Source organism: Coprococcus phoceensis (genome assembly GCF_900104635.1).
Classification (GTDB): domain Bacteria; phylum Bacillota; class Clostridia; order Lachnospirales; family Lachnospiraceae; genus Faecalimonas; species Faecalimonas phoceensis.
Window position 1 is genome coordinate 179393 of sequence record NZ_FNWC01000007.1, and the last position, 18040, is coordinate 197432.

21 protein-coding genes and 4 pseudogenes are annotated in these 18040 nt (G+C 38.2%); 15 read left to right on the forward strand and 10 right to left on the reverse strand.

All coding sequences use genetic code 11. The annotated features are described in order from the left end of the window. Positions 1–38 precede the first annotated feature (38 nt). The 3 genes from BQ5364_RS04500 to BQ5364_RS04510 form a co-directional block, all read right to left on the reverse strand. Positions 39–773 carry an SIR2 family NAD-dependent protein deacylase gene (locus tag BQ5364_RS04500; protein ID WP_004614612.1) on the reverse strand — a complete coding sequence of 245 codons (735 nt, stop codon included), beginning with the start codon at positions 771–773 and terminating at the stop codon, positions 39–41. Between the two features lie 170 nt (positions 774–943). Beyond that, positions 944–1150 carry a cold-shock protein gene (locus BQ5364_RS04505; protein WP_004614611.1) on the reverse strand — a complete coding sequence of 69 codons (207 nt, stop codon included), beginning with the start codon at positions 1148–1150 and terminating at the stop codon, positions 944–946. Between the two features lie 225 nt (positions 1151–1375). Continuing rightward, on the reverse strand, positions 1376–1630 hold the full coding sequence (locus BQ5364_RS04510; protein ID WP_071143732.1) for a helix-turn-helix domain-containing protein: 255 nt from the start codon (positions 1628–1630) through the stop codon (positions 1376–1378). Positions 1631–1883: 253 nt separating this feature from the next. On the opposite strand from BQ5364_RS04510, the gene BQ5364_RS04515 reads away from it, so the two are divergent. From BQ5364_RS04515 to BQ5364_RS04530, 4 genes and pseudogenes are all read left to right on the forward strand, one after another. After that, complete coding sequence (locus tag BQ5364_RS04515) at positions 1884–2570, forward strand: response regulator transcription factor (protein ID WP_022250569.1); 687 nt, start codon at positions 1884–1886, stop codon at positions 2568–2570. Then, entirely contained in the window at positions 2563–3513 is a 951-nt protein-coding gene (locus tag BQ5364_RS04520) for a sensor histidine kinase (RefSeq protein ID WP_004614607.1), read from the forward strand. The genes BQ5364_RS04515 and BQ5364_RS04520 overlap by 8 nt, the downstream gene beginning before the upstream one ends. 82 nt (positions 3514–3595) lie before the next feature. Next, a pseudogene (locus BQ5364_RS04525) lies at positions 3596–4093 on the forward strand (ABC transporter ATP-binding protein); the annotation flags it as partial. A gap of 272 nt (positions 4094–4365) precedes the next feature. After that, positions 4366–4680: a hypothetical protein gene (locus BQ5364_RS04530; RefSeq protein ID WP_004614604.1), complete on the forward strand. Its 315-nt coding sequence runs from the start codon at positions 4366–4368 to the stop codon at positions 4678–4680. A gap of 134 nt (positions 4681–4814) precedes the next feature. Here BQ5364_RS04530 and BQ5364_RS04535 read toward each other — a convergent pair whose 3' ends face one another. Both BQ5364_RS04535 and BQ5364_RS18815 read right to left on the reverse strand, forming a co-directional pair. After that, complete coding sequence (locus tag BQ5364_RS04535) at positions 4815–5072, reverse strand: helix-turn-helix domain-containing protein (protein WP_004840644.1); 258 nt, start codon at positions 5070–5072, stop codon at positions 4815–4817. Positions 5073–5285: 213 nt separating this feature from the next. Next, positions 5286–5411, reverse strand: a pseudogene (locus BQ5364_RS18815) (helix-turn-helix domain-containing protein); the annotation flags it as partial. Between the two features lie 2 nt (positions 5412–5413). On the opposite strand from BQ5364_RS18815, the pseudogene BQ5364_RS17310 reads away from it, so the two are divergent. Both BQ5364_RS17310 and BQ5364_RS18820 read left to right on the forward strand, forming a co-directional pair. Continuing rightward, positions 5414–5557, forward strand: a pseudogene (locus tag BQ5364_RS17310) (MmcQ/YjbR family DNA-binding protein); the annotation flags it as partial. A gap of 440 nt (positions 5558–5997) precedes the next feature. Beyond that, positions 5998–6809 (forward strand): annotated as a pseudogene (locus BQ5364_RS18820) (transposase); the annotation flags it as partial. Between the two features lie 120 nt (positions 6810–6929). On the opposite strand, the gene BQ5364_RS04550 reads toward BQ5364_RS18820, so the two are convergent. Together BQ5364_RS04550 and BQ5364_RS04555 are read right to left on the reverse strand one after the other, a co-directional pair. After that, complete coding sequence (locus BQ5364_RS04550; RefSeq protein ID WP_004614576.1) at positions 6930–8129, reverse strand: sensor histidine kinase; 1200 nt, start codon at positions 8127–8129, stop codon at positions 6930–6932. Continuing rightward, positions 8126–8866: a response regulator transcription factor gene (locus BQ5364_RS04555; RefSeq protein ID WP_004614575.1), complete on the reverse strand. Its 741-nt coding sequence runs from the start codon at positions 8864–8866 to the stop codon at positions 8126–8128. Before BQ5364_RS04555 ends, BQ5364_RS04550 begins: the two co-directional genes overlap by 4 nt. Before the next feature lie 44 nt (positions 8867–8910). Here BQ5364_RS04555 and BQ5364_RS04560 point away from each other — a divergent pair, with 44 nt between their 5' ends. The 4 genes from BQ5364_RS04560 to BQ5364_RS04575 all read left to right on the forward strand — a co-directional run bounded on the left by BQ5364_RS04560 (position 8911) and on the right by BQ5364_RS04575 (position 11860). Continuing rightward, positions 8911–9051 (forward strand): CD1871A family CXXC motif-containing protein, encoded by a 141-nt coding sequence (locus tag BQ5364_RS04560; RefSeq protein ID WP_004058840.1) that lies wholly within the window; start codon positions 8911–8913, stop codon positions 9049–9051. After that, entirely contained in the window at positions 9044–9931 is an 888-nt protein-coding gene (locus BQ5364_RS04565) for a 4Fe-4S binding protein (RefSeq protein ID WP_004614574.1), read from the forward strand. The genes BQ5364_RS04560 and BQ5364_RS04565 overlap by 8 nt, the downstream gene beginning before the upstream one ends. A 42-nt stretch (positions 9932–9973) precedes the next feature. Continuing rightward, entirely contained in the window at positions 9974–10915 is a 942-nt protein-coding gene (locus tag BQ5364_RS04570; protein WP_004614573.1) for a TlpA disulfide reductase family protein, read from the forward strand. Between the two features lie 396 nt (positions 10916–11311). Then, entirely contained in the window at positions 11312–11860 is a 549-nt protein-coding gene (locus tag BQ5364_RS04575) for a hypothetical protein (RefSeq protein ID WP_004614572.1), read from the forward strand. Positions 11861–11965: 105 nt separating this feature from the next. Here BQ5364_RS04575 and BQ5364_RS04580 read toward each other — a convergent pair whose 3' ends face one another. Beyond that, positions 11966–13129 (reverse strand): IS630 family transposase, encoded by a 1164-nt coding sequence (locus BQ5364_RS04580; RefSeq protein ID WP_004615245.1) that lies wholly within the window; start codon positions 13127–13129, stop codon positions 11966–11968. Between the two features lie 327 nt (positions 13130–13456). Here BQ5364_RS04580 and BQ5364_RS17690 point away from each other — a divergent pair, with 327 nt between their 5' ends. From BQ5364_RS17690 to bsh, 3 genes are all read left to right on the forward strand, one after another. Further along, positions 13457–13645 carry a hypothetical protein gene (locus BQ5364_RS17690; protein ID WP_118038717.1) on the forward strand — a complete coding sequence of 63 codons (189 nt, stop codon included), beginning with the start codon at positions 13457–13459 and terminating at the stop codon, positions 13643–13645. Positions 13646–13780: 135 nt separating this feature from the next. Continuing rightward, the gene (locus BQ5364_RS04585) at positions 13781–14023 is read left to right on the forward strand and encodes a hypothetical protein (RefSeq protein WP_009320157.1); all 243 of its coding nucleotides are present in this window, start codon (positions 13781–13783) and stop codon (positions 14021–14023) included. Positions 14024–14201: 178 nt separating this feature from the next. Next, positions 14202–15179, forward strand: coding sequence for a choloylglycine hydrolase (gene bsh, locus BQ5364_RS04590; protein WP_071143735.1), 978 nt, complete (start codon positions 14202–14204; stop codon positions 15177–15179). 189 nt (positions 15180–15368) lie between these two features. On the opposite strand, the gene BQ5364_RS04595 is transcribed toward bsh, so the two are convergent. Further along, the gene (locus BQ5364_RS04595) at positions 15369–16058 is read right to left on the reverse strand and encodes an IS630 family transposase (protein ID WP_117787421.1); all 690 of its coding nucleotides are present in this window, start codon (positions 16056–16058) and stop codon (positions 15369–15371) included. Continuing rightward, on the reverse strand, positions 16028–16537 hold the full coding sequence (locus BQ5364_RS04600; protein WP_004614566.1) for a helix-turn-helix domain-containing protein: 510 nt from the start codon (positions 16535–16537) through the stop codon (positions 16028–16030). The genes BQ5364_RS04595 and BQ5364_RS04600 overlap by 31 nt, the downstream gene beginning before the upstream one ends. A 623-nt stretch (positions 16538–17160) precedes the next feature. Here BQ5364_RS04600 and BQ5364_RS18905 point away from each other — a divergent pair. After that, complete coding sequence (locus tag BQ5364_RS18905; protein ID WP_369123812.1) at positions 17161–17313, forward strand: hypothetical protein; 153 nt, start codon at positions 17161–17163, stop codon at positions 17311–17313. Positions 17314–17805: 492 nt separating this feature from the next. Beyond that, positions 17806–18012, forward strand: coding sequence for a hypothetical protein (locus BQ5364_RS04605; RefSeq protein ID WP_009320153.1), 207 nt, complete (start codon positions 17806–17808; stop codon positions 18010–18012). The last annotated feature ends 28 nt before the right edge of the window (positions 18013–18040 follow it).

Below are 18040 nucleotides of genomic sequence, written 5' to 3' on the forward strand. Positions count from 1 at the left end.
GATGAGACCCGCGGGAAATCGCGGGTCTTTGTGTGGGTTTAGCGCTCTAAAATCTTTGGAAGAACATTTTTCGGAGTATCTAGGAAAACAAGATTCGTTCTTACGTCTGAATAATGAGGATTCTGGTGAACCACTACAATGGAGTTCCCACGGAAGTATTTGATATAGTTTTTATATGTATAGGATTCCAATGAGGTTCCAAGAAGCAGCAGCACATCAGCTTTCGCAATTTCGTCAGCAATTTTAGCGATGATCTCATGGTCAAGCATTTCTCCGAATAGTTTTACGTTTGGACGGATGATATGCCCGCATTCTTCGCAGAGTGGAACAGACGGAGATGTTTTTACAAATTCGACAGGATATTCTTTCCCACAATGTGTGCATATGTTTTTGTGAATGGTCCCATAAATATTATATACATGTTTACAACCGGCTCTTTCAGAAAGAGAAAAACTATTTTTAGAAATAATGGTCTGCAATTTTTCCTGTTTTTCAAGTTCGGCAAGTGCGTAGAACGTTTCGCTTGGTTCAAGATCTTTGTCTAATATCTCAGACTTGTAAAACTTAAAAAACTTTTCCGGTCTGGTGCTGAAATAAGCGCTGGAATAGATATATTCCGGTGAGTCGCCGTATCTGTTCTCGATATCGTAGGCGACGTCAAGAGAGAGTATGCCCGGATATCCACATTCTTTTAAGATTCCAGAACCACACAGGGCAACTGTATATCTGCTGGAATCTAATATGTTTTTTAATGTTTGCAATTTTTTCTCCATAATAATCCCACCCTTACTTAAATAGTATGGTTATATTGTCCTATGTTTTGTCAGAAAAGTCAATCAAATTCACAACTAATGTGTATGTATTTTTAACTATTTTCTAAAAGTAAAATGGATAATTGTGAGTAAACTAGAAAAGCTTTGGAGAGGCTCCAAAGCTTTTCTGATTACATTATATAGTTTACATTAACTGCCTGTTCCCCTCTTGGTCCTTGAGTAGTGTCAAAGGAGACTTGCTGTCCCTCTTCCAAAGTCTTAAATCCATTGAGAGCAATTCCGGAGAAGTGTACAAAGATATCCTTTCCGCTTTGTTCATTGGTGATAAATCCAAATCCTTTTTGTGAGTCAAACCATTTTACTGTACCTGTATTCATGTGAGGTACCTCCTAAATTATAATATTTGTAAATTAAATAGAAATAAAAAAACACATATTTTGGTAAGAAATCAAACGAGTTAATTGCTTACAAAAATATGTGATCAAATAAAACATCTAAATTACTCGTTTACCATACCATGCAATTTTTGAAATGTCAAGAAAATATTGAAAATTCTGAAAAAAGTCCTTCTGAAAAAAGTCATAGCCTCCCACATTGGAGTACTATGACTTTTCTTTTCCGTCGATGAGATATTCATAGGAAACATGGAAAATCTCAGTGAATGCTTTTAATTCCACATCTGTGACGTGACGTTTATTGGTCTCAATTCTGGTAATCACATTTTTATCCATATCATATCCATTCAGTTGAAGTTGGTAGGCTAAGAGCCGCTGTGACATATTGTGCTGGCGGCGCAGTTCGATGAGCCTTTGGCTGATCAGATTTTTCTCCTCGGTAGATGCTTTTGGTTTTGGCATATTTCTAATCCCTCCTACAAATAGTGTGCGTAAAAATATCTCATTTTTTGCACTTTTTTCTATTGAATTTTACATGGGATTAGAAATACGATCGGTTGTAAAAATGATACAAAAATAAGGGGAATGAAAGAAAGAAGAAACTAAATGCTGCAGATGCGATAGAAAATTGTTTATGTTGGCGTTGAGTAAAGTGAAGTAAATAGAGTATAATGTTGTCCATAAAGCAATGGAATTCAGAGACGGAGGCTTGTATATGAAACGAATATTAGTGATAGAAGATGACGAAATGCTGAATGCGGGACTTTGCTATAATCTTCAGATGGAAGGTTTTGAGGCGGCTCCGGCATTTGGAGCAAAGACGGCAAAAAAATTATGGAAAGAAAAATCATTTGACTTGATTTTGCTTGATGGCAATCTTCCGGACGGAGACGGATTTGCAGTCAGCAGAGAAATTCGAAAAGAAAGTAAAGTGCCAATTGTGTTTCTGACAGCGCGGGATATGGATGAAGATATGATTGAGGGCTTTGAAAACGGGGCGGATGATTACATTACAAAACCATTTAATATCAAAATTGTCATACAGCGGATTAAAGCAATCTTGAGAAGGTGTGAGGGCGATGACACGGTGGAGAAAGTGTTGCAGTGTGGAAATCTGGCAGTTGATTTTGAGAGCCACACGGTAAAAAAGCACGGAAAGCTTCTGACATTGACGCCCACAGAGTTTAAATTGCTGCACCGTTTCTGCCTGAATCCGGGACAGGTGTTGACAAGGCAGATTTTGTTAGAAAAGCTGTGGGATCAGGATGGTAATTTTGTGGATGAACATACATTGACGATCAATATCAGCAGGCTTCGTGCCAAAATTGCAGATGAAGAATATGCATATATTAAGACCATTTACGGGGTTGGATATAAATGGATAGGAGAAAGCCATGAGTAGAAGTGAATGGGTGACTATTGTGACAGCAATTGTTGTAGTTGTTATCATATCTGCCGGTCTATGGTTTTATTTCCGGCAGCGGTTTGTCAGAATGGCGGAAAAAGTGGAAGATGCCATTGATGCGATTATCGATGGGAGAGAACTCAAAACAGAAGAACTGAATAAGGATACCTTATTTTCGAAAATCCAGTTGAAGCTTGAGCAGTTATCCGAGGTGACAAAGTCTGCAGAGGAAAAGAATGTGAAGCAGAAAGAGGAGATACAAAAAATGGTATCAGATATCTCCCATCAGTTGAAGACGCCGATTGCCAATATCACGATGTACAATGACACGATTTTGAATCATGACCTTCCAGCAAAACAACAGTACCGGTTTCTGAAAATAATGCAAAAGCAAGTGGAAAAGCTGGATTTTCTTGTGCGCTCACTGATGAAAATGTCTCGTTTGGAGAACAGCATGATCAAGCTGAAAAAAGAGGAGAACAGTCTCTTTGATATGGTTGTGGAGGTTGTGGAGAATCTGTCGATTCCGATGGAAAAGAAGAAACTGGACCTTCAGATTGACTGTCCGAAAAACTTACGGATATGCTATGATCGGAAGTGGACAGCGGAGGCATTATTCAATGTAATGGACAATGCAGTCAAGTATACACCGGAATATGGAAAGATTCGGGTTGAGGCAGAGGTACTTGGAATGTTTGTACGTCTTTCAGTGAGTGACACCGGAATCGGAATTGCCCCGGAACATATGAATGATGTGTTTCAGCGGTTTTTCAGAGAGGAAAAGGTACACAATGAAAAAGGTGTCGGAATCGGTTTGTATTTGGCAAGAGAGATTATAACAAAGCAGGGCGGCTATATGAAAGTAGTGTCAAAGGAAGATGCAGGGAGTACATTTTTCATCTATCTGCCAAATGAGCAGGAAGAATTGTCTCAAAATTGAAATGATTCATCGGGCGTTTGAGATATTATTGAAATAATCAGATGCTAAGATAAAGACAGAATCAAGAAAAGGAGAGATGATGATGGCTGTTTTACAGACGATAGATTTAAAAAAATATTATGGGGAAGGAGAGAATCAGATCAAGGCATTGGATGGCATCTGTTTAGAGATAGAAGAGGGGAAATTCACTGCGATTGTCGGAACTTCTGGAAGCGGAAAATCTACACTTTTACATATGCTCGGAGGACTGGATACACCAACATACGGAAGAGTGATTGTGGGCGGAAAGGATATTTCTAAGATGAAACCGGATGAGCTTACGATTTTCAGAAGAAGAAGGATTGGATTTGTATTTCAGAATTATAATTTGGTGCCGATCTTGAATGTGTATGAAAATATCATTCTGCCAATTGAACTTGACGGGAACAGACCGGATAAAGGATATATTGACAACATTATTACATTGTTGGGGCTGGAGAAAAAGTTGACCAGCATGCCGAATAATCTGTCGGGTGGACAGCAGCAAAGAGTTGCGATTGCAAGAGCCCTTGCGACTAAACCTGCGATTATTCTTGCCGACGTAAACTGAACCCCATGTGCTTACTGTACATAGCGTATATACAGTAGGATTGCATGACAATATAGGTACATGATACACAAGTAATGAGAAAAAATGTGTATGCAGTAGGAAGAAAGTATTGATATCTGGTATGAGGAAAGACATCCTTGTAGCAGGTTTTTTATTGTCAATAATAGACAGGTTTACAAGTAATATTTTGTTGGTATGTGTGAATAGCTTTTTGTTGGAGGATAGGGTAGTGTTGTAGTCGAAAAGGAAAGGAGAAATGTAAAATGAGTAAAGAACTTACAACAGAACAGAAGCTTATGCAGGCAACACAGTATGGACTATTGATTTATGCAGGACAACGGAAAATCCATGATGAGGATGAACGATTAAAGCTGGAAAAGATTGCAAACGAAATAGGAGAGTATTGGGGACTGGAAGAACCTGTAGCAGGTTATCCGGAACTTTTTGAGGAGATTACACTCCAGGGGCTTTGCAGATATGCTAGCGAAATGCAATATACGCATGGAGAAACAGAGCGGGAACGAATCAAAGAAGTATTGGATTTGGTGTATGAGATGAAGAAGCATTGGTCTGAATAAAGGCAACCGAATTAGACAGGAAGGGAGAAACCTCAAGGATTACTTTAGAACGTTAAGAAAGTGAAAGAACCATGGAATAATTTCAAAAGTTAAAAAGCAAATTAAAGAAAAGCCACAGCCTCATACAATGGAAGCTATGACTTTTCTTCTTTTCCCTCGATGAGATACTCATAGGAAACATGAAAGATCTCAGTAAGCGCTTTTAATTCTACATCTGTGACATAACGCTTATTGGTCTCAATTCTAGTAATCACATTTTTATCCATATCATACCCATTCAGCTGAAGCTGGTAGGCTAAGAGGCGCTGTGACATATTATGCTGGCGGCGGAGTTCAATGAGCCTTTGGCTGATCAGATTTTTCTCCCCGGTGGATGTTTTCGGTTTTGGCATATCTCTAATCCCTTCTGCAAATAGTGTTGACAGGTTCGTCTCACTTTTTGCACTTTTTCTGTTGATTTTACACGGGATTAGGAATACAATCGGTTGTAAAAGTGAGACAAAAAATATACCAAGATAGAATGATTGGGTTGGTTTGAGAAAAACGGAGAGAATAAGAAAGAGCGATATAACAAGAGAAATTTAAGAAGTGGCTACTTTTCCGGTTTAGAGAAGCTCGGAAAAGAATACGTTGATATCGGTGTGGAAGATTTTAGCAAGGGCAACAAGTTCCGATACCTTGATGTTCATACGGTTGGTTTCCAGCTTGGCATAAGTGCTTTTGGACATAGAACACACAGACTTATGGTTTTCTTTCGGGATATCATATGAATAAAAAGTACTGGATTACAATGTTGTTGGATGGAAGGGTGAGCGAAGCAAAGATATTGGATTTTTTGGATCTGAGTTATGATTTGATAGATCAGAAGAAAGATTGATTTGTAAATAAATTTGAATGGTGTGCAGGGGATGAGAAAATATGAAAGCAATAAATATATATATTCAAGAATACAAGAGAATATGGCCACTGAATTTGAAAATATTTTCTCACAAAGATCAAAAAAGTTAAATGTAAAAGTATAGGAGTTTCTTGCGATAAAAACTCTTGTTGACTTGTTGCTGGATATAAATATAGAAATAAAGCATTTTGAGAATATTTTTGCTTCCTTTACGATAGAACAGATTGGAAAAGAAACAGAGTAGATACCTTACTCATGAGGGAATATCTCTGTGGTTGGAGACAGGAACTATAGAGGCAGGTGGAAAACAGGCAGAGCTTACAAAAAATGAATTGCGGATCATGTATTATCTTTTTGAGCATGACGGAGTCATCTGTACAAGGGCAGATTTGATTGAATACTTATGGGATAATCGGCTCTACTCAGATACATCTTACCACAATGAGGAATTAAAGTCACTAACCCGTTATCGTTTTGATAAGGTCAAAGAACGGGCAAAATTGAAAAGTTCTGTTTCAAGACTTGTCTGTATTCTTTTCCCGGAGCTGGAAAGACTTGTTCCTACGCTTCATATGGCATCCGTCTATGCTTTGCTTTGTGGATTTCCAAGTGCAGATGCTGTTGCAAATGCACATCTCACAAGGCTTTCCAACCTACTCTTTGATAGTTCGAAAGGCAGATATGGAAAAGATACTGCTGTCATGTTTCGTGACGCTGCAAGAGGTTCTATCGGTTCTCATATGCCTGCCAAGTCTTTGAAACTAAAGCACACCATAAAACTTATTCGGGAATTAGCGATTGAGATTGACGAGATTGAAGCAGCCATCAAACGAATCATGGATGAAGAAATCCAATCGCCAATCTTTACCATTCCCGGTATCAGTTACCGGATGGGCGCAATGATCATCGCTGAGATTGGGGATTTCTCTCGTTTTATTCCGCAGATAAGATATTCGCATATGCAGGAATGTCTCCCTCCACTTATCAATCCGGACAGTTAGACAACTGTTATTCCCATATGGAGAAACGAGGTTCCAGATACTTCCGGTATGCCCTTTACAATGCCACAAAATATGTCTGTCACGGGGATAAATCTTTTGGTGCATATCTTGAAAAGAAACGATCGGAAGGCAAGCATTATAATGTTGCCATATCCCATGCCGCTAAGAAGCTTGTGCGATTGATTTTTGCAATGGAGAAATCAGGAAAAGCATATCTGCCAACTGCTTAATTTTTTTCTGTAAATATCTCCTTTTAGAGCACCTATAAAGATGCTCTTGTTGTCATACAGTTTTCAAGGTTCAAATATATCTGAAATGCATTTCTGCAATTCATTCAAAAAACTTTCATTTTAGACTTGACTTTTAATAGTTAGTCTTTCTATACTCATTTTCACTTCAAATGTCGTTCCGCCCTGCTCATTTCCATGAACCTCAATCTCCCCGTCATGCACCTGCACGATCTCGCGTACCATTGCAAGTCCAAGACCTACACCGCCAATTTTTCGGCTTCTTGACTTATCCACCCGGAAGAATGGTTCAAAGATCCGCTCTCGGAATGTCTCATCGATTCCATTTCCTGTATCTGCAATCGTCAGAACAACTTCTTTCCTCTTTCGTTCTGCCGATACCGTAACTTTTCCATCTGTATGGTTGTATTTAATCGCATTTTCAACAAGGTTATAAAGCATCCGATAGATCAGTATATCACTTCCTGTCAGCATCAGACCCTCGCCTGCATTCTCTTCTTTTTCATCTACTGTACTCTGCGATTTCTGTATCAGTGTAACACCTTTTTCCTGTGCCAACGGTTCCAGATCTGCCAGCACTTCCTCGATTAGTCCACAAAGTTCGATCTTGTCATTGCGCGCTACTGTCTGTAACTCACTCATATCCAGAAGTGTTCTGACCAACTTGCTGAGACGCTCGTTCTGCTCTGTCACCATCTGGATCGTCTCTTGCGCCGCTTCCCCATTCTCCGGATTTTCTGACGCATGATAGAGGTCCAGTTGTGCTTGAATTAATGCCAAAGGAGTCCGCAGCTCATGTGCTGCATTCCCGGTAAACTGGCGCTGTGTCTCGAACGATTCCGACAGTCGCAAAAGCATCTTATTATAAGACGTACGAAGTATGTCCAGCTCTGCAATCTTATTCTCTTCGATCGTATAATCCGTCAGGTTCTGTGCCTGTACTTTTTCAACTGTCTCAGAAAACTCTCTGAGCGGTTTTAATGCACGGCCACTAATAAAATATGTCACCGCTCCACCAAGTAACGCTACAACACCTGTGATCAGTAGACTTCTGTTTCTATAATCGGATTTCGAATTATACACCTCCGTAGCAAATTGTGATGCAAAATTGTCCCACTCATTATCCGGAATCTCAATGTATAGTGCTTCCGGTGTTTTTCCCTGATCTGTAACTGTTTCCTGAAGTGTATCGATATAATAGACTCCATTCTTATATAAGAAAAATGTAAGGCATCCGCACAATACTGTGATCAACACTGTAGTAAGGATTGTCAGTCTCCACTGGAGTGATAATTTTCTCATGCTTTGCTATCTCCTCCTATCTTATAACCCTCGCCAATCCTATTTACAATCGGATCATAGCCAAGTCCCGCCTTGAGTTTTCTCCTCAGAGAAGACATATGCACACGAATAGAGCCGCTAAAACTATTCACAGAAGAATCCCAAACATGCTCAATCAACTCTTCCTGGCTGACCGGCCGGCCCTGATTCAGAAGAAGATACTCTAGAATCCCATTTTCTTTTCTCGTCAACGCAACCGGATTCTCTTCTGCATACGCCACTCGTTCTCTTATATCAAACCGAATGCCGTTGCATTCCAGGCAGACATTTTTCTGTATGAATTTTCGTCTCGTCAGACTTCTCACGCGTGCCTCGAGTTCCTGCAAATGAAATGGTTTTTCCATATAATCATTCGCACCTGCATCCAACCCTTCAATTTTATCTGCAATCTGACTTCTCGCAGACAAGATCAATACCTTTGTCTCTTCATCTTCTTTACGAAGTTCCCGAAGAATCTCCATCCCATCCACCCCAGGAAGATTAAGATCAAGCACGATCAGATCATACATTTCAGCATAAATCATATCCAATGCTTCTTCTCCGTCATTGCATACATCCACCTCATAGCCGCTCTGGTGCAGACTTTTCGCGATCATGTCACATAATTTCTTCTCATCTTCAACGACTAATAATCTCACTTTATTTTTCTCCATCTTCTTAACAGAAATTTTACACCTCCTATTGTATAATGCCAACATCGAAAAGTCAATAAACTGACTTTGAACATTGAAAGGAGTATTTTATGAAATCTGAAAAAGCATCACAGATTCTTTTACTTACAGCCGGTCTGGTTCTTTTCTTTGGCGGAATTTTCCGCGGCGAAGCCGCTGTAGTACTCAGCAAAGCAATAAAATTATGTATGGAGTGTGTCGGAATTGGATAAGAAAATGAAATCAAACAAAAACCCTCTGGTCCGCTTCCGCGGATGGATTCAGGCAGCTGCTACACTACTGACCAACATTCACATCCCGAATCTGTTTAAAGGGAAAATTTATCAGGGAAATGTAAAAACGATGTGCGTCCCGGGACTAAACTGTTACTCTTGTCCTGCCGCCACAGGTGCCTGTCCGATTGGAGCTTTTCAAGCCGTGGTCGGTTCTTCAAAATTCAAATTTACCTACTACATCACCGGATTTTTCATCCTGTTAGGTGTTCTGTTAGGACGGTTTATCTGTGGATTCCTCTGTCCGTTTGGATGGTTCCAGGATCTGCTGCATAAGATTCCGGGCAAGAAATTTTCCACCGCAAAACTGAAGCCTCTGCGGTATCTGAAATATGTGATTCTGGTCGTCTTTGTTATACTACTTCCGGCATTTGTAACCAATTCACTTGGTATGGGAGATCCTTTCTTCTGCAAATACATTTGCCCACAGGGCGTACTTGAAGGCGCAATTCCGCTGGCACTTGCCAACTCAGGAATCCGTGCCGCACTCGGACATTTATTTACATTTAAGTTCACAATCCTTGCGCTTTTCATCATCCTGAGCATCTTGTTTTACCGTCCATTTTGTAAATGGATCTGCCCGCTGGGTGCTATTTATTCACTGTTTAACAAGGTATCTTTTCTTAAGATTCAGGTTGATCATGAGAAATGTGTTGGCTGCCAGAAATGTAGTCGTGTCTGTAAGATGGATGTCAATGTAGTAGACACACCAAACCATCCGGAGTGTATCCGATGCGGAGAATGTATGAAAGCCTGTCCGACTGATGCAATCTGCTATCATTACGGATTTTCAAACAAAAAAAAGGCTGACAATAAATAAACTAAAACGAACAAAATAAAATTGAAAAGGAGATTTAAACTCATGAAAAACAAAACACTTAGAACAAACTCAATGAAATTAAAAAAGGTAATTGCTGCATCCCTTGCCATTTCTGTACTTTTTGCGTTTACAGGCTGCGGAAGCTCTTCCTCAACAAACAATACAAACACAAAACAGGAATCTTCTTCCACAACAGAAACTGGCAGCGCAGACGAGCTGAACGAAAAACTGAACGACCTTTACCAGCAGGAAAACCAGCTTTTTGCTGATCACAAAGATGCATGGGACAAAGCCTTTGGTCTTATGAACAAGAACGCTGCCGGTGATGCCATGAGCGAAAACTATGCTGATTCCCTCGCAAGCACAGTGGAATCTAACAAAGACTCTTTCTCTGAAGAAGAATATGAAACTCTGTGCAAAGACATCGAGACAATCCGCGGAATTGAAGAAGAAATTGCCAAGCTTGAGAAAGAGATTGCTGCATCCGATTCCTCTGACAGTTCTTCCTCCAAATCAGACGAATCCACAGCTGTATTCAAAGCTTTCAAAGGAAAAGATCTGGATGGAAACGATGTAGATGACAGTCTTTTCGCTAAAAACAAAGTTACAGTTGTAAACTTCTGGTTCAGTGGATGCAAGCCATGTGTCGGAGAGCTCTCTAAGCTGAATGAATTAAATGAGAAACTCAAAGAAATGGGTGGCGAAGTTGTTGGTATCAACACGGATACTTTAGACAACAATGAAGCGGGAATCAAAGAAGCAAAAGAAATTCTGAAAGCTCAGGGCGCTTCCTACAAGAACCTGACTTTCGATTCTAATTCAACAGTTGGAAAATATGCTGGAAACATCATGGCATTCCCTACAACCGTTCTCGTAGATAAAGACGGAAATATCATTGGCGAGCCATTCATGGGCGGAATCGATGATCAGTCAAACTACGATCAGCTGATGAAACAGATCCAGTCCGTACTTGACCAGAAATAATTTATCTTATAATTAAGGATTGTCAATTTTTACGTATAAATTTTGGAGAAATCTGTGGGTAGGGATGTATCCCCCAGTTTTAAGAAAAATGGATTAGATTATCAAAATATTGTTATTTTTGTAGGATATAATATCGATAGTCTTTCGTTAATGAAAAGCCTAATCCCCTAGCTATGTTGGGGAGAATGGAATAAGCAGAGGTGTGTGGGGGCAATAAAAAAAGGATCCTATGTGCTTGTGATATCCGTCTTTTAGGACGAGCAGTAACAGTAACCTTAGGAGAGCTGATAATAAACCACCATTGAATTGTGGGTGTAACTAGAAATTGAATTAGCAGGCCTCGATTTTGCCGGGCCGAAGATTCCAAGAGATTGTGATATATTTTGGAGGTAAGCTATGACGAAAATAGAAGAATTTGTAAAACTGATAACAGGACGATTTGATAATAAGGAGCAATTTGATGCAATGAAAAAGGCAGGAAAGACATACCCTTATGCACAGCACGTAAATACGGTTTGCAATGATAAAATTAAAAATCTTCCTGCTGATTTTAAGGGCATGTTTATTGTAGAAGAAAGTTATTATGAAAATGAAGGAAAGCGTCATGCGTCACCGCATCTTTTCTTGATTACAGAGAAAGAAGATAGAATTTTACTTTCATCCTATGAAATTCCAAATGGGGAAGATAAGAACACGTTTTCATATGAATTTATGAAAGAGGTGGAATATATTGAATTAAAAAAATCCAAAAAATTTACTCCTGCACTATATTATGAGAGAAACGGTGTCTGGGAGGGAGGCAGTACTAGTCAGTTCTCACCCGTTATGATATTTAAACTATGGGAAAAGTTTTCGGATACGTGTTTGGAAGTATTCGAAAGTATGGAAGTGAATGGAAAAAGAACATTTGGATATGACGTTCCGATTATCTATAAGAGGGTATAAAGTCTTTGTTTAACGGTTCGAAAATTCTGAAAATAAAGGAAGCAGTTCGAGTATAGCTAGTGTGCTGTATCGTTGATATTTAACATAAATTAAGTTGTTGATAGTTTAAATAGTTGCTGCTTCATCAGGATCAATTTCATCCATTTTATATGTCCAATGATAGACGATTGGCTCAGCATTGATTTCATCGAAGTAGCGGTATATTCGCTCTGCCAATTCATCCTTTGAATTAACACGAATGCCCTTTAACATCTGTTTTGTCATCTTGCTGAAGAAGCTTTCGATCATGTTCAGCCATGAGGTGTGTGTCGGTGTAAATACAAACACAAATCTGTCTTCCGGTAACCCTGCAAGATACCGGCGTGTTTCCTTTGATGTATGCGCTGAATGATTGTCCAGTATCAACCGTATTGTGTCACTTTTTGGGTATTTTGCATCGAGAATCTTTAGAAACTCGATAAAATCAGAACTTTTGTGTGTCTGGCTGACCAACGGAATTGCATTCCCCGTCAGAAGATCAATTCCTGCAAGCAAAGACAGCGTTCCAAGCCGCACATACTCATAATCCCGGCGGATATACCCCTTTTCCTCTGTCGGATTATGATCAGGATATTTGTTGGCAACAGCCTGAATGCCGGGTTTTTCATCATAGGAAATAGTATGTGTCAAATGCCCATTTTCTGGTATGGTGATCGTTCCATCATCGCCAAACTGCATCTCAACCTGTTTGTAAACTAGGAGAACGTCATGCATCTTATTCTCAAAATCAGGGTCTTTCCGCTCAAGATAATACTTGATTTTGAATGGTTTTATATCCATCTTTTTGAGATATTTTTGAAGCCATGGTTTGGTAACTGTCTTTAAGCGTGGATAGCCAGCTTCTTCCGCATGTGCCTGTATGTGTTTGTGCAGTGCCGCCAGTGTCCATAATTCCGCGGCATAACCAAGATCGCAGGGCTTTTGGCAGGCTATACTGATAATCCATGATTTTGCATCGTCGGTAATCTCAACCGGGCGACCGGAACGGTCGTTATCAAATATGGCCAAATTAATTCCACCGTTGAGATAACGGTCAATACAACGCCGGACAGTATTTACACTAATGCCCAGGCCATCTGCAATGGCTTTGTCTGTTTTGGCTTCAGACTTCCATAGCAGGATGCGTGCACGGTCAACAACCTGTGCTTGGATAGTCCTGGTTTTAATCAGTGATTTCAGATAGGCAGATTCCTCATCTGATATTGTTATACTATAAGATAATGCTGGCATAATTGACCTCCGTAATTGTATTCATTAAGTCCATTATACCAGATATCGAAACTATCAACAACTTAATTTATGTTATACTAGAGCGGACATCGGACGCTATATCCACACTTACAACTTTGAACGATGTCATTCTGCCCTTGATTATAAAACACTGGCTGAATGCTACTATCCAGCAATGATTCTGCCTTATGTAGCTTAATGCATATATGGGTCAGGCAAATGTGATACCATTCTCCCTGGTTCCTTAGTAACTATAAACCATATCAGTTCATTATAAGAATCTTAGATTTTTGTCTTGACAACTAAACCACTATAGAGTATATTTGTGTGTTAAAGGAATTAAATATGAACATCACTGAAATAGAAACATATCGAAAAGCTCCATCACCTGCAAGTTTTTTAGCAATCGATGATGCCAAAGAAAAAGAAATTGATCGGCAAATTCAAAAGTTAAAAAATATTAAAACCGTAATGCAAGAAAAGAAAGAGAAAATTGTTCTTTGTGAAACTTTATAAGATCAGGAAATCAGGGTTGAAGTATGCAAAGCAGAAAAACTATTACTTTATCCATATAATTTTTCAGAAGATGATATATCAAAAGCCATTTATCACTTAAAAGATACATGGGGAATTGAACAGATCCGGATGGGAATGGGAAGTTTTATTTCTCTTGATAATGTGTATAAGACGAATTTCTACAGATACGAAGGACTCTATACAACTACTCTGAACGCAAAAATGTCTTCAGATTGTTTTACAAAGTCTGGAAGAAAATATCTCTGCAGATACCAGAAAGGTACTTGGGATAGATTGCCGGTTCTATATCAAAAAATGCTGGATTATGCCAGAAAAATAATTTACAGCTTAATGGTTATGCTTATGAAGCAGGATTAAATGATTTTGTAATCTCTGACGAAGAGGATTATATAACTAAGATCATGATTAAGATTGATGAAATTTCATGATGGATGATTATGTGTGAATTTGAAACAAAACAAAAGAAGTGTGCTATACTATTGTTCAGCAAAAATCTTATTGACATATTTCGAATTATTTAGGAGGATAAACGTTTATGTGTACAGCAGCAACTTATAAAACAAAAGATTTTTATTTTGGAAGAACACTCGATTATGAATTCTCTTATGGTGATCAGATAGTAATTACACCACGTAATTATTCGTTTCGCTTTCGTCATGTTGGTGATATGGAACATCATTATGCAATTATTGGAATGGCCCATGTAGCAGAGGATTATCCTTTGTACTATGATGCGATGAATGAAAAAGGAGTAGCAATGGCAGGATTGAATTTTGTCGGAAATGCTGCTTATTCTGAGGTTCAGTCTAATGTGGAAAATATTGCACAGTTTGAATTTATTTCGTGGATTTTAAGTCAGTGTGCTTCTTTAGTAGAAGTTCGTGAGCTTCTTGATCGAATTAATATTGTTAATACTCCTTTCAGTGAACAACTGCCATTAGCACAATTGCATTGGATTATCTCTGATGAAAATGAATCAATTACTGTAGAATCTATGTCAGATGGTCTGCATATTTATGATAATCCGGTAGGAGTGCTTACGAATAATCCGCCATTTCCACAACAGATGTTTCAATTAAACAATTATATGTATTTATCCCCAAAGCAACCAGAAAACACTTTTTGCGAAAATTTGGCTCTTGATGCATATAGTAGAGGTATGGGTGGATTAGGTCTTCCGGGAGATCTTTCATCTTCCTCTCGTTTTGTGCGTGTAGCTTTTACAAAAGTAAATGCAATTTCAGGTGAATCAGAGGCAGAAAGTGTTAGTCAGTTCTTCCATATTCTTGGATCTGTGGATCAGCAACGTGGATGTTGTGAGGTGGCTGATGGAAAATGTGAAATCACTTTGTATACGTCTTGTTGTAATGTGGCAAAAGGTATCTATTATTATAATACTTATGAAAATCATCAGATCAGTGCAGTAGATATGCATGTGGAAAATCTGGATAATAACAAATTGATTTGTTATCCGGTAATTCAAGGAGAACGAATCAATTATCAAAATAAATAGTATTATAATGGTCTCATAAATTAAGACACTTTTTCGGAAATTTTTTAATGAATCTGATATACTAAAATCAGTATGAAAGAGAGGATTCATACTTATGTCCAGACAAAGAAGAAACTTTAGTGCCAAATTTAAATCTGTCCTAGTAATCTAGTGTGCTGTATCGTTGATATTTAACATTACTACTGCATCTTATTCAGATGCAGTAGTAAATGTCGGATACAAGGAATTCAATTTAATTCTTGCATCCTCCGTTCGAAATTGCCAGTTTACCTTTGCGGCTACGGTATTTCGTTCAACTTCCCATGCTGATAATTCCTTACGAAGATTTGAAATATTATCAATCCTTCTGTTCAAACATTGTCTGGTCATGACGTTAAGTTCGATTTCTGCAATATCAAGCCAGCTGCCATGTTTTGGTGTGTAGTGAATCTCCAACCGTTTCATGATTCTTCTGGCTTCATCAGCAGGTATTATAGCACTACAAGGGTAACGTTTGTACAATGATGCTGGTTTATGTGTATTAAGATTATCCATTACAAGAATTATTTTTTCTACATCTGGATACATGACATCGGCAAGATATTTGATTTCTTCTGCCCAGTCAATTGCAGTCCGATGTTCCCGAACACTTACATGATGAGCTCCACCAAGCGGTTCTACGAATGCAAAAATGCTGCATGTACCATTTCTGACATACTCAGAATCTACTTTCTGGTCATTGCCGGGGCGCATAGGAAGTGGGGATCTTGCCTCGCCAAGTAACTGATATGGTTTTTCGTCCATACAAACAACGGGGCGTTGTGGGTTATATGGAAGTTCGTATACATCGAGAACATCCTCCATACAAGCTATAAATTCTGCGTCCTCTCTTGAGGGAATGCACCAGTATTCATTTTTGTGAGGTCGAAGTTTGTTTTTTTTAAGGCTCTACGGATAGCATCTTTGCTAACCGGTGTATCAAGCACTACTTTGGCTTCTTTTTCCAGCAGACGCAAAGTCCATCTGGAATGACCTTCTGGAACAGGACCGCAGGCAAGTTCAATAATACGTGCTTCTGCACGTCCATCAAGGATACGCCTTGCATTGTCGGAATTGATATTTCTTTTGAACTCGGTAACCGCTTCAATGCCACCGGAAAAATATTTGGTCACTGTATTCGTTACAGTTGTCAGGCAAACACCATTTGATCTTGCGGATTGCTCATGGGTTAATACTTTCCCATGAGCCTCATCCAAATCAATAATAATCTGGCATCTGCTTCGAATAGTTTTAGATGTATTACTTTTGCGAATTATAGATTTTAATGTCTTCAATTCATCATCTGTAAGTTTAATGACATATTTTCTTGGTCTTGCCATATAAATCACCGCTGTTTTCTTTTATTTTAACATGAAGCGGCTATAATAGCTATAAATATTTAGTTAAATGTCAACAATACAGTACACTAGTGGGTTACTGAAAGAGTCGATTCATTTGATTTTTGCAGATAAAATTTGTATTATCATAACGCATGATTTAGAAATGGCATCTATTGCGGATACAAGTATAAATTTATCAGATTAATGGTTAAAAAGGATTTTAATTACTTCTTTTTAAAAGGCAATAAATATTTCTTTAGGTCTTGTAAAGAGATGGAAACTATTTTTTATCATTATGCAGAAAATCATGTGGAAGAATTAAAATTTAGGAACGAATGTGTAGTAAGTGGAAATGAGTTCAATGAGTTTATACTACGAAAATTCGATTATAACCTTGGAAGAATATATAGACCTTTTTTGCAGTACATACGTTAAAACGTTAAGTTTGGTAGAATGCCCATTATATTCTAAGCAGCTTATAACTTGGAAAAAATGAAAAAAGTAGTTTTACAAGGGGATATATAAAAACTTAAAAAAATCCACGGTGTTACGAATTGTACAAATCTTTTTGGAATAATTTGAAGTTTTTAATCGGAAACGGGAATTGGGCACCAATAGAGTATTTGATGCTTCCAACAAGTACTTATAATTGTCTTAAAAGACAAAAGTTTTGTTTTATCCAGAATTTAGAACAAAAATATAATTCTGTTGAAAAATTATGCTGTATCCGAAAAATGGGTGTGCATTCTTCTGAAATTGTGATAAAGGCACTGTAAAAATGGGATGATAAAGCAAAAAAACTATAGGTCACTCAATTCTGGAGCAGGAAAAAGATTTTTTGTGTCCGTGGGAAAATCGGTTTATGATGTAAAATGTAGATATTACAATACCGCTTTAAAAATAGTTCTGGGAGAATATGAAGAATACATATATAGGTGTTAAATTCAAATGCAGACAAGGAAAGATTTAACTATTCGTATATATATCAAAGACTTTTTCGATATGGAAATGTTTATTGGCTTATGGAACATCAATTGCGGGACTTGTAAGTAAATGAGGATAGGTCTTTGATGAAACTCATTTTATACCGGATGAAGCAATAATTCATGTGAAGTGCAGCAAATATTTTTTCTGGCGTTATTAAAAAATGAAAACTATTTTTATCATTATACAGAAAGTCATGTGGAGGAATTGTAATATGAGAAACAGAGAGATGGGGGTGTGAAGAAAAACAGAATTATAGTAATTGCTGATGAAGGAGAAATGACATGGGAAAGTTTGATTTTGTTGGAACAACGAGCAGAGTTTTATCAAATGAAAAGTATCCAGGATGCCCTTTCCAACCTGACAGTTTTCTCTTATCATTTGATTTTAATTGCAGTAAAACGAGAACTGGAAATAGTATGCCAACTTGTAGAAGCAATCCGAAAGCTGGTGATAACACCTATGATTGTTTTATTACCGGATCATTCTGAAATGCGAAATAAAATCATTTACTTGGGG

Coding starts and splice junctions, on each gene's coding strand:
- BQ5364_RS04500 (WP_004614612.1), bottom strand. CDS start 773: ATGGAGAAAAAATTGCAAACATTAAAAAACATATTAGATTCCAGCAGA.
- BQ5364_RS04505 (WP_004614611.1), bottom strand. CDS start 1,150: ATGAATACAGGTACAGTAAAATGGTTTGACTCACAAAAAGGATTTGGA.
- BQ5364_RS04510 (WP_071143732.1), bottom strand. CDS start 1,630: ATGCCAAAACCAAAAGCATCTACCGAGGAGAAAAATCTGATCAGCCAA.
- BQ5364_RS04515 (WP_022250569.1), top strand. CDS start 1,884: ATGAAACGAATATTAGTGATAGAAGATGACGAAATGCTGAATGCGGGA.
- BQ5364_RS04520 (WP_004614607.1), top strand. CDS start 2,563: ATGAGTAGAAGTGAATGGGTGACTATTGTGACAGCAATTGTTGTAGTT.
- BQ5364_RS04530 (WP_004614604.1), top strand. CDS start 4,366: ATGAGTAAAGAACTTACAACAGAACAGAAGCTTATGCAGGCAACACAG.
- BQ5364_RS04535 (WP_004840644.1), bottom strand. CDS start 5,072: ATGCCAAAACCGAAAACATCCACCGGGGAGAAAAATCTGATCAGCCAA.
- BQ5364_RS04550 (WP_004614576.1), bottom strand. CDS start 8,129: ATGAGAAAATTATCACTCCAGTGGAGACTGACAATCCTTACTACAGTG.
- BQ5364_RS04555 (WP_004614575.1), bottom strand. CDS start 8,866: ATGTTGGCATTATACAATAGGAGGTGTAAAATTTCTGTTAAGAAGATG.
- BQ5364_RS04560 (WP_004058840.1), top strand. CDS start 8,911: ATGAAATCTGAAAAAGCATCACAGATTCTTTTACTTACAGCCGGTCTG.
- BQ5364_RS04570 (WP_004614573.1), top strand. CDS start 9,974: ATGAAAAACAAAACACTTAGAACAAACTCAATGAAATTAAAAAAGGTA.
- BQ5364_RS04575 (WP_004614572.1), top strand. CDS start 11,312: ATGACGAAAATAGAAGAATTTGTAAAACTGATAACAGGACGATTTGAT.
- BQ5364_RS04580 (WP_004615245.1), bottom strand. CDS start 13,129: ATGCCAGCATTATCTTATAGTATAACAATATCAGATGAGGAATCTGCC.
- BQ5364_RS04585 (WP_009320157.1), top strand. CDS start 13,781: ATGGGAAGTTTTATTTCTCTTGATAATGTGTATAAGACGAATTTCTAC.
- bsh (WP_071143735.1), top strand. CDS start 14,202: ATGTGTACAGCAGCAACTTATAAAACAAAAGATTTTTATTTTGGAAGA.
- BQ5364_RS04600 (WP_004614566.1), bottom strand. CDS start 16,537: ATGGCAAGACCAAGAAAATATGTCATTAAACTTACAGATGATGAATTG.
- BQ5364_RS04605 (WP_009320153.1), top strand. CDS start 17,806: ATGGGAAAGTTTGATTTTGTTGGAACAACGAGCAGAGTTTTATCAAAT.